9 protein-coding genes and 1 pseudogene are annotated in these 13,155 nt (G+C 68.5%); 8 read left to right on the top strand and 2 right to left on the bottom strand.

Annotation, left to right across the window (positions count from 1 at the left end; all coding sequences use genetic code 11):
- Positions 1-6: 6 nt before the first annotated feature.
- The 7 genes and pseudogenes from OG905_RS07540 (at position 7) to OG905_RS07510 (ending at position 8,821) form a co-directional block, all read left to right on the top strand.
- Positions 7-783, top strand: coding sequence for a heparin lyase I family protein (locus OG905_RS07540; RefSeq protein ID WP_328666899.1), 777 nt, complete (start codon positions 7-9; stop codon positions 781-783).
- A gap of 11 nt (positions 784-794) precedes the next feature.
- On the top strand, positions 795-2,732 hold the full coding sequence (locus tag OG905_RS07535; RefSeq protein WP_328666898.1) for a glycosyl hydrolase family 28 protein: 1,938 nt from the start codon (positions 795-797) through the stop codon (positions 2,730-2,732).
- The gene (locus tag OG905_RS07530) at positions 2,729-4,915 is read left to right on the top strand and encodes a discoidin domain-containing protein (RefSeq protein ID WP_328666895.1); all 2,187 of its coding nucleotides are present in this window, start codon (positions 2,729-2,731) and stop codon (positions 4,913-4,915) included. The genes OG905_RS07535 and OG905_RS07530 overlap by 4 nt, the downstream gene beginning before the upstream one ends.
- 44 nt (positions 4,916-4,959) lie before the next feature.
- Entirely contained in the window at positions 4,960-6,441 is a 1,482-nt protein-coding gene (locus OG905_RS07525) for a glycoside hydrolase family 27 protein (protein WP_328666894.1), read from the top strand.
- A pseudogene (locus tag OG905_RS07520) lies at positions 6,345-6,662 on the top strand (carbohydrate-binding protein); the annotation flags it as partial. The gene OG905_RS07525 and the pseudogene OG905_RS07520, both read left to right, overlap by 97 nt.
- A 5-nt stretch (positions 6,663-6,667) precedes the next feature.
- A complete protein-coding gene (locus tag OG905_RS07515; RefSeq protein WP_328666893.1) occupies positions 6,668-7,684 on the top strand; it encodes a chitinase in 1,017 nt (338 codons plus the stop codon).
- 45 nt (positions 7,685-7,729) lie between these two features.
- Positions 7,730-8,821 (top strand): PQQ-dependent sugar dehydrogenase, encoded by a 1,092-nt coding sequence (locus OG905_RS07510; RefSeq protein ID WP_328666891.1) that lies wholly within the window; start codon positions 7,730-7,732, stop codon positions 8,819-8,821.
- Positions 8,822-8,877: 56 nt separating this feature from the next.
- On the opposite strand, the gene OG905_RS07505 is transcribed toward OG905_RS07510, so the two are convergent.
- On the bottom strand, positions 8,878-10,677 hold the full coding sequence (locus OG905_RS07505; RefSeq protein WP_328666890.1) for an AMP-dependent synthetase/ligase: 1,800 nt from the start codon (positions 10,675-10,677) through the stop codon (positions 8,878-8,880).
- A gap of 366 nt (positions 10,678-11,043) precedes the next feature.
- On the bottom strand, positions 11,044-11,919 hold the full coding sequence (locus OG905_RS07500) for a LysR substrate-binding domain-containing protein (RefSeq protein WP_328666888.1): 876 nt from the start codon (positions 11,917-11,919) through the stop codon (positions 11,044-11,046).
- A 124-nt stretch (positions 11,920-12,043) separates the two neighbouring features.
- Here OG905_RS07500 and OG905_RS07495 point away from each other — a divergent pair, with 124 nt between their 5' ends.
- A complete protein-coding gene (locus OG905_RS07495; protein WP_328666886.1) occupies positions 12,044-13,105 on the top strand; it encodes a bile acid:sodium symporter family protein in 1,062 nt (353 codons plus the stop codon).
- Positions 13,106-13,155 lie beyond the last annotated feature (50 nt).

Genomic DNA, 13,155 nt, shown 5'->3' with positions numbered 1-13,155 from the left:
CAACAAATGACCCCCACCAGAAGGACCGTTCTGGGCGCCGCGCTGGGCGGTGCCGTCGCCGCGGGCATGCCCGCCGTCCCCGCGAGCGCCGCGTCCTGGCAGCTGCGCTGGTCGCCGTCCGCGAGCAGCGACAAGCTCAAGGCCTTCGAGACGATCGAGGACGACCGGGCGCACTCTCACCCGGCCGGCGCGCCGCACATCTTCGCCGAGGGCGACAACTTCCGGTTCACCATGCACACCGTGGACCGGGACACCATGAAGGACCGACAGCGCCACGAGGTCACCGGGTGCCGCAACGGCAGCTCCTACCTCCAGTGGAAGTCCGGCCAGACCTGGCGGGTCACGTACTCGATGTACATCCCCAGCACGCTGAAGGCGACCACCAGCTTCACCCACATCATGCAGATGAAGCAGCCGGGCACCGGCTCGTCACCGATCGTCGTGCAGTCGCTGCGCCGCGTCAACGGCGTACAGACCATCGAGCTCAAGGTCATCGAGGGCGACGTCCTCGTCGGCCGTACGAACCTGGAGCCGCTGCACAACAAGTGGACCGACGTCGACTTCCAGATCAAGATCGGCAACGGTACGTCGGGCTCCGTCCGCTGGATCCTCAAGAGCGGCGGCACCACGGTGATCGACAAGTCGAAGTCGGGCGTCGACACCTTCCTCGCGGACCGGGTGCGCCCCAAGTGGGGCATCTACCGCTCCCTGGGCGACAGTTCGGGCTCGCTGCAGAACTGCCACCTGCTCCTCACCAATATGCGCGGCTACCAGCTCGTCTGAGGAGGACGACCATGAAGACCTTTCGGAGAACCGCCGCCACCGCCTTACTGGGCTTCGCGCTCGCGCTGGGCATCGCCCAGCCGCCGGCGGGGGCCGGCCCCGATACGCCGCGGACCGCGGCCGCGACGGCACCCGCACCCGCCGCGGCCGAGTTCAACGTCCGTGACTACGGAGCGGCCGGCAACGGCTCCACCAATGACACCGCGGCCATCAACAAGGCCATCACCGCCGCCAACACGGCGGGCGGCGGAATCGTGCGCTTCCCCTCGGGGACGTACGAGTCCAAGAACACGATCAGGATGAAGAGCAATGTCACCCTGCAGCTCGACGCGGGATCGACGATCAGCGGCAACGGCGCGGACACCTATGACCCGCCCGAGCCGAACCAGTGGGACGACTACCAGGACTACGGCCACAGTCACTTCCACAACGCCATGATCTACGGCGACAACCTCAGCAATATCGGCTTCACCGGCTCCGGCGTCATCGACGGCGACGGGGCGCTCATCACCGGAAACCCCAAGTCCGGCGAGGCCGACAAGATCATCTCGCTGACCCGCTGCAAGAACCTCACGCTCAGCGGCATCACCCTGCGCGAGGGCGGCCACTTCGCCGCGCTCCTCAACAACTGCGACAACGTCGTCTCCGACCGTCTCACCATCGACACGGCGATGGACCGTGACGGCTGGAACATCATCTCCACCACCAACGTCAAGATCACAGGCGCCCATCTGGAGGCGAACGACGACGCGCTCGCCTTCAAGAGCGACTACGCGCTCGGCGCCAAGCTCAACAACGGGCATGTCACCGTCACCGACTCCTATCTCTCCGCCGGCTGCTGCAACGCGCTGATGTTCGGCTCCGAGACCTGCGGCGACTTCACCGACTACCGCTTCGAGCGGATCACCATCAAGGGCTCGGACAAGTCCGGCCTCGGTCTGGTCTCCATGGACGGCGCCAAGATCTCCGACGTCCACTACAAGGACATCACCATGACCGACGTCCGTTCGCCGATCATGCAGAAGGTCGGTACGAGGAAACGGTGCGGGAACAACCCCGGTGTCGGCTCCATCAGCAACATCACCTACACCAACATCAAGGCGAACGGCACGACCCCGTCCTTCTCGCCGACGCTGTGGGGCGAGTCCGGGAGCGGCCGCATCCACGACATCACCTTCACAGACGTCGACATCACCGTGCCCGGCGGCAACGGCACCATGTCCACCAACCCGCCGAGCAACGACCCAAAGGACTACAACCCCAAGGCGATCGGCACCCGCCCCGCCTACGGCTGGTACATCCGCAACGCCGACAACGTCCGCTTCACCGACAGCGAGGTGCGCTTCGCGGCCAACGACGGCAGGCCCGCCGTCATCGCCAACAACAGCACCGGCATCCGCTTCGACCGCTTCACCGCGCAGCGCGGCAGCAACAGCCCGTCCGACCTGCTCTTCCAGACGGTCAACGGCTACTGCGTCGCCGGCGGCGCCAACACGAACGGGGGCGCGCTGCGGATCAGCCAGACCGGCTCCAGCCAGAACTGCGGCGGCGGCGGACCCTCGCCCAACCGGTACGAGGCCGAGAACGCCACGTACTCCACCGGCTCGACCGTCGACTCCGACCACACCGGCTACTCCGGCACGGGCTTCCTCAACACCCCCAACACCGTGGGCGCGTACGTGGAGTGGACGGTGAACGCCACCGAGGCAGGCAGCGCCGACCTCGTCATCGCCTACGCCAACGGCACCACCACATCCCGCCCGCTGGACATCACCGTCAACGGCGTCACTGTCGCCGCCGCCTCCCCCTTCGCCGGTACCGGCGCCTGGACCAGCTGGCGCACGGTCACCGTGCCCGTCGCCCTCAAGGCCGGAGCCAACACCGTCCGCGCCACCGCCACCACCGCGAACGGCGCACCCAACCTCGACTATCTTGACGGCCCGGCATGACCAGACGCCTCTTGGCGCGGCTGGTGCTGGTGGGCGCGCTGCTCCTCGGCGTGCTCACCCTGCAGAGCCCCGCACGCGCCGATCTGGAACACCCGCGCCAGGACTTCCTGCGCTCCTCGGTCGGCGGTCTCTTCCTGCACTGGGGGCAGCGCACCGCCCCTTCGCACACCAGCTGCAGCCAGTGGGAGTCCGATGTCACGGGCGGCGGCTGGACGCCCGACTACTGGGTCCAGGAAGCGCAGAAGCTGCACACCCAGTACCTCGTACTCGCCACCTTCCACAGCCGCCTCGGCTACGCCCGTCCCTGGCCGTCCAAGATCCCCGGAAGCTGCAGCACGAAGCGCGACTTCCTCGGTGAGCTGATCACCGCCGCCAAGGCCAAGGGCCTCAAGACGATCCTGTACATGACCGACGACCCCCAGTGGCACGACGAGGGCGGCCACGAGTGGCTCGACTCGGCGGCGTACTCGAAGTACAAGGGCCGCACGGTCGATCTCACCGGCCGCGACGGCTTCGGCGAGTTCAGTTACGACAACTTCTTCGAGGTCATGGACCGCTATCCGGACCTCGGCGGCTTCTGGATCGACAACGACAACGCGTACTGGGAGAGCCACAACCTCTACGCGCAGGTGTACCAGAAGCGCCCCAACTACACGATCAGCAACAACAACGAAGACACGCCGATCATGGACATGATCAGCAATGAACAGAAGACGGGGATGAGCCCGTCGTACGACTACCCGCAGGCCGTCTACACGGCGGCGCCCCGGCTGGTCGAGGCCGACTTCAAGCTCCCCTCCACCGGATCGTGGTGGTACACCGGCTCCGATCCGGCCGTCGACCGCAAGCTCACCCTCGGTCGGCTCATCACCAACGTCGGCTCCTCGGTGAAGGCGCTGATGGCCGAGACGGCGATGGTGGGCGGCAGACTCCCGGGTAACCAGGTCGCGTTCAACAACTTCGCCAAGGGCTATCTCGACGCCATCGCCGAGTCGGTGCACGGCACCGAGGGCGGCGGCTACCTGCACGGTGGCCTCGCACCCGGGTTCTGGAACGACGGCTCCCACGGCGTCACCACCGTCAGCAGGACCGACCCGGACAAGCACTACATCCATGTGCTGACCCCGCCCTCCACCTCCACCCTGCGGCTGCGGGACAACGGCTACCGGGTGACGGGCGTGACCAACCTCCGCACCGGCGCGCCCATTGCGTACAGCCAGAGCGGCGGCACGCTCAGCCTCACCGGACTCGGCGGCTGGGACCCGTACGACACCGTCTTCAACGTCACCACGGCCGGACGCGAAGGCATCGTCCCCGCCTCCTCGTACACGATGAGCGCCAGTGCGTCGGCGGGCGGACACGGGGCCGCGGCCGCCGCCGACGGCGACTACCGCACCTACTGGGACAGCAACAAGACCACGCCCGTCTCGCTCCGCTTCGACCTCGGATCCGCGAAGCGGGTGCAGTACATCGGCGTCAACCAGCGGGAGGACTCGGTCAGTTACGCCCGCTCCGGTACCGAGCAGTCCGCCCGGATCAGGGACTACCGGGTGTACGTCAGCAACGACGGCACCACCTGGGGAAGCCCGGTCAAGACCGGCACCCTGCCCAGCCGCCGAGGCGTCGCCTTCATCGACATCCCCGCGACCACCACCCGTCATGTCCGTCTCGAAGTGGTCAACACCCATGCGGAATCGAGCGATTCGACCCGCTACAAGCGGCTGCGGATCGACGAGGCCTGGATCGGCACCGCCTACGCGGCGGGCGGCGGCACCACTCCGACGCCCAACCGGTACGAGGCCGAGAACGGGGCTTACTCGACGGGCTCGACCGTCGACTCCGACCACACCGGCTTCACGGGCACCGGCTTCGTCAACACGCCGAACGCGGTGGGCGCGTATGTGGAGTGGACGGTGCAGTCGGCCACCGCCCGCAGCGCCTCGATCGCGATCCGGTACGCCAACGGCACCACGACCGGCCGCCCGCTGGATGTCTCCGTCAACGGCACGGTCGTCTCCGCGGGCCGGGCGTTCGACGGCACCGGCTCCTGGACCACCTGGGCCGACTCGATCCTGACCGTCCCGCTCACCGCCGGGGCCAACACCGTACGCGTCACCGCCACCAGCGCGAACGGCGCACCCAACCTCGACCACCTCGATGTGGAGGCGTCATGCTGCGTTTGATGGGGGGACGCCCCCCAAACCCCCCGCCCCTGAGAGCCTTGCTGGTGGGGGCGCTCGCGATACCCCTTGCCGCCGCCGGACTGACCGCGGCCCCGCCACCGGCCGCCGCGTCCGACAACGGTCTGTCAGTCCGGCCCGCGATGGGCTGGTCCAGCTGGAGTTTCGTACGCCGCCAACCAACCGAGGCCAAGCTGAAGGACCAGGCGGACGCCCTGGTCAGCAGCGGTCTCAAGGACCACGGCTACATCTACGTCAACCTCGACGACTTCTACCAGAAGTGCGACGCCAACGGCTTCACGGTCGACCAGTACGGGCGCTGGGCCGTCGACTCGGCGAAATTCCCCTCGGGCATCAAGGCGCTCGCCGACTACATCCACTCCAGGGGGCTGAAGTTCGGCTTCTACGTCACACCCGGCATCGCGAAGAACGCCGTCACCAGGAACACGCCGATCGAAGGGACCTCGTACCACGCGAAGGACATCGCCGACACGTCCAAGCTGGAGAAGAACTACAACTGCAAAAACATGTACTACATCGACTACAGCAAGCCCGGCTCCCAGGAGTTCGTGAACTCCTGGGCCCGCCAGTTCGCTTCCTGGGGAGTCGACTACCTCAAGATCGACGGCGTCGGCAGCCACGACATTCCCGACGTGCGGGCCTGGGACAAGGCTCTGCGCGCATCGGGCCGCCCCATCAACTACGCACTCTCCAACAACCTCGCCATCGCCGACGCCCCGACCTGGCGACAGCTCGCCAACAGCTGGCGCACGCAGGGGGATGTCGAGTGCTACTGCGGCCCCGGACCCAACGGCAGCGGCTTCCCGCTCACCGACTGGAACCACATCACCTCCCGGTTCAACTCGGCGGCGAACTGGCAGCAGTACGCCGGACCCGGCGGCTGGAACGACCTCGACTCACTAGAGATCGGCAACGGCGACCAGGTCGGCCTCAACGCCGACCAGCGACGCTCGCACATGACGCTGTGGGCGATGGCCGCCTCCCCGCTGCTGCTCGGCACCGACCTCACCGCACTGAACGCCACCGACAAGGCGATGCTCACCAACGACAGGCTGATCGCGGTCAACCAGGACGGTGTCGCCGCCAGACGAGTCGTCAACTCCGGTCCCCAACAGGTCTGGAGCAAGCGCGAGGCGAGCGGCGCCTACATCGTCGCCCTCTTCAACACCGGCACCACCGGCAACCAGAGCGTCGGTGTGAACTGGTCCCAGGTCGGCTTCTCCGGCGCCGCTGCCGTCACCGATCTCTGGTCCGGTCAGAGCGGCGGCCTGGTCAACGGCTCGTACAGCGTCACCCTGCGACCGGGGGAGACCCGGCTGATCCGGGCCACCCCGCAGTCGGGCACCACCGCCGGTACGAGGCCGAGTACGCCTCCTACAGCGCGGGCTCGACCGTCGACACCGACCACGGCGGCTTCAGCGGCACGGGCTTCGTCAACACGGCCAATGCCGCGGGCGCGTACGTCGAGTGGACGGTCGAATCGGCGACCGCCCGGGATGCCGCACTGACCATCCGCTACGCCAACGGCACCACGGCGGGCCGGCCGATGGACATCTCCGTCAACGGCGCCGTCGTCGCCGCGGGCCGGGCCTTCGACGGCACCGGCGCATGGACCACCTGGGCCGATTCCACCCTCAGCGTCCCGCTCAAGGCGGGTTCGAACACCGTACGCGTCACCGCCACCACGGCGAACGGCGCACCCAACATCGACTACCTCGACAGGGGATAACAGACGTGCGACCCCCCACCACACGGCTCCGAAACTCCGCGATCGGCGCCGCAGTCACCGGACTGCTGGGCTCACTGGCGCTGGCGGCCTTCCCGGCCGCCGCCGGCGCGGCACCCGACACCGCCCCGAAAGCATCGGGCGCGATGGCCGCGGCACCCTACGAATACCTCGGCTGGGGCAGCCCCCAGAAGCCGACCGACGTCATGGCGGCGACCGGCGTGAAGTGGTTCACGCTCGCCTTCATCCTCTCCGACGGCGGCTGCAACCCGAAGTGGGACGGCAGCCGCGCCCTCAAGGGCGGCTCCGACGAGTCGGCCATCAAGTCCATCCGCGCGGCGGGCGGCGACATCGTCGTCTCCGTCGGCGGCTGGAGCGGCGCGAAGCTCGGCGAGAAGTGCTCCAGCGCCACCGCGCTCGCCGGGGCGTACCAGAAGGTGATCGACGCCTACAAGCTCAAGGCCTTCGACATCGACATCGAGGCGAGCGAATTCGGCAACGCCACCGTGCGCCAGCGGGTCGTCGACGCGCTGAAGATCGTCGAGCAGAAGAACCCCGGGATCGTCACCTACCTCACCATGGGCACGACCCCCAGCGGCCCGGACGCCACCGGCAAGGATCTGATCAAGCGCGGCGCCAGGTCGGGTCTGGCCGCGGACGCCTGGGTGATCATGCCCTTCGACTTCGGCGGCCACAGCGGCAGCATGGGCCAGGCCTCGGTCAGCGCCCTCGAAGGCCTCAAGAGCGCGGTCAAGAGCGCGTACGGATACAGCGATTCCGTCGCCTACCAGCACATCGGAGTCTCGTCGATGAACGGCAAGACCGACGTGGCCGGGGAGACCGTCACGCTGAACGACTTCAGGACGATCCTCGCCTACGCGCAGCAGCACCACATCGCGCGCTACGCCTTCTGGTCCGTCAACCGCGACCGCAGCTGCGGCTCGGGCGGCGACGCGGACGCCTGCAGCGGTGTCTCGCAGTCCCCCTATGCCTACACCAAGATCGTGGCCCAGTACGGGGGCTGACACCCCGTCGGCGGACAACCCCCCACCCCCCCCACGGAGGAACACATGCGACGCAGGAACCTATTGAGCACGGCGGCTGTGGCGGGCGCGGCGGCGCTCGTCGCCGGACTCGTCCAGTCGGCGAACGCCGGCGAGCCGCCGGCCGCCGGCGTGAAGGGCACGCCGACCGGCATCACCACCATCTCGACCGGCTGGACGATTCCCTGGGGCACGTCCTGGATGCCCGACGGCTCCACCGCCCTGGTCACCGAGCGCAACTCGTTCAAGGTCTTCAAGTTGACACCGTCCGGCGCGAAGACCCAGGTCGGCTCGGTCCCCAACTCCCAGACCACGGGCGGCGAAGGCGGCCTGATGGGCGTCGCCGTCGACCCGCAGTGGGCGTCGAACCACTACGTGTACTTCATGCACACCTCGTCCGACGGCAACCGCGTCGCCCGCATGACGTACGACGGAAAGACCCTCAGCGGCTACAAGGCGCTGCTCCAGGGGATCAAGAAGGCGAAGTACCACAACGGCGGGCGGCTGGCCTTCGGCGCCGACGGCTATCTGTACGCCTCCACGGGCGATGCCCAGACCGGCTCCGACGCCCAGGACAAGAACTCACTCAACGGCAAGATCCTGCGTATGACGAAGGACGGCAAACCGGCACCGGGCAACCCGTTCGGCAACTACGTCTTCAGCATGGGCCACCGCAATCCCCAGGGCATCGCCTTCGACGCCCAGGGCCGCCTGTGGGAGGCCGAGCTCGGCCAGAGCTCCAAGGACGAGCTCAACCTCATCAAGGCGGGCAAGAACTACGGCTGGCCGACGTGTGAAGGCAACTGTTCCGTCTCCGGGATGACCAACCCGAAGGAGACCTGGGGCGTCGCCGAGGCCTCGCCGAGCGGCATCGCGATCGTCGACGGCGCGGTCTATATGGCGGCGCTGAGGGGCGAACGGCTCTGGCAGATCCCGATCAGCGCCGACAACGAGAACGTGGGCGCGGCGAAGGCGTTCTACGTCGGCACGTACGGGAGGCTGCGCGCCGTCACCAAGGTGCCCGGCTCGAACCAGCTGTGGCTCTCGACGACGAACGCGGACGGGAACGGGGGTGAGCCGGCCGGATCCGACAAGATCTTCCGCGTGACGATCAGCTAGGCCCTGTCCGACCGCTGCCCGGCGCGGAACTCCTGCCCCGCGCCGGGCAGTTCACATCAGTGGTAGAGCGCGTCCACCTCGACCGAGTAAGCCGCCTCGATCGCCTTCCGCTTGAGCTTCAGGGAGGGGGTGAGCAGACCGTGCTCCTCGCTGAAGGGATGCGCCAGGATCCGGAACGTACGGATCGACTCGGCCTTGGACACCAGGGTGTTGGCGGCCACCACGGCGCGGCGGATCTCCATCTCCAGATCCGGGTCACGCACCAGCTCGGCCGGCGGAAGTGGTGCCTTGTTCTGCATGGCGAGCCAGTGGTCGACGGCCTCCTGGTCCACGGTGACCAGCGCCGCGATGTACGGACGGTCGTTGCCGACGACGATGCACTGCGCCACCAGCGGATGGTTGCGCACCCGCTCCTCCAGCCCCACGGGCGAGACACTCTTGCCGCCCGAGGTCACCAGGATCTCCTTCTTGCGCCCGGTGATGGTCAGATAGCCGTCTTCGTCGAGCGCCCCGAGATCGCCCGTGGCCAGCCAGCCGTCGTGCAGTACGGCGTCGGTGGACTTCGGGTCGCCGAGATATCCGTCGAAGATGTGCGCTCCGTGCAGCCACACCTCGCCGTCCTCGGCGATGTGCACCGTGGTGCCGGGGATCGGCTGGCCGACCGTGCCGTAGCGCGTGCGCTCCGGCGGGTTCGCGGTTGCGGCCGCGGTCGACTCGGTGAGTCCGTATCCCTCGAAGACGGTCACGCCCGCGCCCTCGAAGAAGAGCCCGAGCCGCCGGTCCATACCCGAGCCGCCGGACATCGCGTGCCGTACGCGGCCGCCCATCGCGTCGCGGACCTTTCCGTACACGACCTTCTCGAAGAACTGGTGCTGCACGCGCAGCCCCGCCGACGGTCCCGGACCGAGCCCGAACGCCCGGTTCTCCGTGGCTTCCGCGTATCTCACAGCGACCTCGACGGCCTTGTCGAACGGGCCCGACTTCCCCTCGGCCTCCGCCCTGCGGCGCGCGGCGTTGAAGACCTTCTCGAAGATGTACGGCACAGCCAGGATGAACGTCGGCCGGAACGCCGCCAGATCCGGCAGCAGCGCGCTGGCCTGCAGCACGGGCTGATGGCCGAGCTTGACCCGGCCGCGCACCGCCGCGATCTCGACCATCCGCCCGAAGACATGGGCGAGCGGCAGAAACAGCAGGGTCGAGGCCTCGTCGCCGGGTTTGGAGTGGAAGACCGGCTCCCAGCGTTCGATCAGGGTGTCGGTCTCGAACATGAAGTTGGCGTGGGTGATCACGCAGCCCTTGGGGCGGCCGGTGGTGCCGGAGGTGTAGATCACGGTGGCGATCGAGTCGGGAGTCACCGCACGCCGGTGGCGGTGCACCACCTCGTCGTCGATGTGCGCGCCCGCCTCCAGCAGCTCGGCGACCGCCCCGGCGTCCAGCTGCCACAGCCGTTTCAGCTGAGGCAGCCGGTCGATGACCGAGCCGATGGTCATGGCGTGGTCCTCCTGCTCGACCATGCAGGCCGACACCCCGGCGTCGTGCAGCATCCAGAAGACCTGCTCGGCGGAGGAGGTGGGGTAGACGGGCACCGACTGGGCGCCGACGGTCCACAGCGCGAAGTCGAAGAGCGTCCACTCGTAGCGCGTACGGCACATGATCGCGACGCGGTCCCCGAACCGCACACCGTGCGCGAGCAGCCCCTTGGCCAGGGCCAGCACCTCGTCGCGGAACTGCGCGGAGCTCATGTCCTGCCAGTTGCCGGCCGCGTCCTTGCGGCCGAGGGCGACCCGCTCGGGATCGTCCTCGGCATGGTCGAAGACCGCGTCCGCAAGTCCGCCTACCTGAGGCGCCGCGGCCATGGGTGGGACAGTGAACTCGCGCAATGGCCTGCTCCTTGTGGCGCTCCCCGCACAGCGCCGTGACGCTACCCCACGCCGCCGCCGGGCGGGAGAGGCTTCACGAACTGTGGACGAATGGCATCACCACAGGTCAGGCGCAGATGTCCGGCAACATGGTGCAGGCTCGGGTGTGGTTCTGACCCCTCGGTAAGTACGCCGGGCCGGAATCTCCACCGAATCTGTACGGTGCGATCACCGTCGCTCTACGGGTACGGGGCCTTGGTCCGTACCTGCGCCGTCGATGCGGTCAGCGGGCGGTGGCGATCGTACCGAAAACCGCTGTGCCGAAGTCGTCCGCCGCGACACCGCCTCCTCGTGAGGGCGCTGTCACCCACCGCGGTGCAGCCGGTCCCCGCCCGCGAGGATCGACGCCGCCAGAGCGTCCGCCGCACCCCGCGCCTCGCGGTCCGCTCCCGCACGGCGGCCGTGCAGCAGGACGAAGTCCACATCGCCGAGCTCCGGCAGACCCGCACGGGCCGGAACGGGGACGAGTCCCGGCGGAATCAGCCCGCGGGTGTGGGCCATCACGCCGAGCCCGGCCCGCGCCGCCGCGATCAGACCGCTCAGGCTCGTACTCGTACAGGCGATGTGCCAGGCGCGGCCGTCGGCCTCCAGGACCTCCAGGGCGCGGGCGCGCGTGATCCCCGGCGGCGGAAAGACGATCAGCGGGACCGGGTGGTCCGGGTCCAGCCGGAGCTGCGGGGCGCCGATCCAGGTCAGGGTGTCCTGCCAGACCAGCTCGCCATGCGTGTCACCCGCCCGCCGCTTGGCCAGCACCAGATCGAGCCGGCCCGCCTCCAGCCGCTCGTGCAGGGTGCCCGACAGCTCGACCGTGAGCTCCAGATCGACCTCCGGATGATCGCGCCGGAACGCCTGAAGGATCTCCGGGAGCCTCGTCAGTACGAAGTCCTCGGAGACCCCGAAACGCAGCCGCCCGCGCAGCCGCGTCCCCGCGAAGAACGCGGACGCGCGCTCGTGCGCCTGCAGGATCGTCCGGGCGAAACCGAGCATCGCCTCGCCGTCCTCGGTCAGCTCCACGCTGTGCGTGTCCCGCGTGAACAACGGGCGCCCGGTCGCCTCCTCCAGCCGACGCACATGCTGGCTCACCGTCGACTGACGCAGACCGAGCCGACGGGCGGCCTGGGTGAAGCTCAGGGTCTGGGCGACCGCGAGGAAGGTACGCAGCTGAGCCGGGTCGTACATCCTTCGAGGCTATCGGGTCATCGCGATCCGTGATGACAGTCAGAGCGGTATGCGGGATTCCCGATCGCCCCCATCGGGAGCAGCATGGAGACGGCACATCCTGAACCGAGAGCAAGTGGAGCACATGAGCCGCCGCACGTTGCATTTGCCGTCCTGGCTGCCGATCGATCCGTACATCCTGGCGCTGCTCGGGACGGTCGGCCTCGCGGCACTGCTCCCGGCGTCGGGAGCGGCGGCGGACATCGCGGGCGGAGCCTCGACCGGGGCGGTCGCCCTGCTCTTCTTCCTGTACGGCGCGCGACTGTCCACGCGCGAGGCCCTCGACGGGCTGCGGCACTGGCGGCTCCACCTGACCGTCCTGGGCGCGACATTCCTCGCCTTCCCGCTCCTCGGCCTCGCCGCCCGAAGCCTCGAACCGTTGGTGCTCACCCCGCAGCTCTACAGCGGCCTGCTCTTCCTCTGTCTCGTCCCGTCGACGATCCAGTCTTCGATCGCCTTCACCTCCATCGCCCGCGGCAACGTCCCCGCGGCGATCTGCGCGGGCTCCTTCTCCAGCCTCGCGGGCATCGTCATGACCCCGCTCCTCGCGGCTCTGCTGCTCGGCGGCACCGGGGGCGGCTTCTCCGCGAACTCCCTGATGAAGATCGTCCTGCAACTGCTTGTGCCGTTCCTGGCAGGGCAGTTGCTCAGGCGATGGATCGGTGGCTTCCTGCTCCGCCACAAGAAGGCGCTCGGCTATGTCGACCGGGGCTCGATCCTGCTCGTCGTCTACACGGCCTTCAGCGAAGGCATGGTCGCGGGCGTCTGGCACCAGGTCACGCCCCTGCGCCTCGGCGCGCTGCTCCTCGTCGAGGCGCTGCTGCTCGCGGCGATGCTCGCGCTGACCTGGTACGGCGCGAAGCGGCTCGGCTTCGGCCGGGAGGACCGGATCGCGATCCAGTTCGCGGGCTCGAAGAAGAGCCTGGCGGCGGGGCTGCCGATGGCGAGTGTGCTGTTCGGGGCGCAGGCGAGCGTGGCGGTGCTGCCGTTGATGCTTTTCCATCAGATGCAGCTGATGGTGTGCGCGGTGATCGCGAAGCGGCGGGCACGGGACGCGGTGACCGCGGTGCCGTTCCCCCACCCCGCCCCTTCCCGCCCCCGAAAGGATGGCCGTCTCGCTGAACAGCGAACGTGGAGGAGCGTCTGAAGCCTTGAGCGGTCTGAGGGGCATCACGACGCGTGGGTCCACGGGAGCCG

The organism is Streptomyces sp. NBC_00322, assembly GCF_036147535.1.
Classification (GTDB): Bacteria; Actinomycetota; Actinomycetes; order Streptomycetales; family Streptomycetaceae; genus Streptomyces.
The sequence above is the reverse complement of the archived record's forward strand: the minus strand, read 5'-3'. Positions and strand labels throughout refer to the sequence as shown.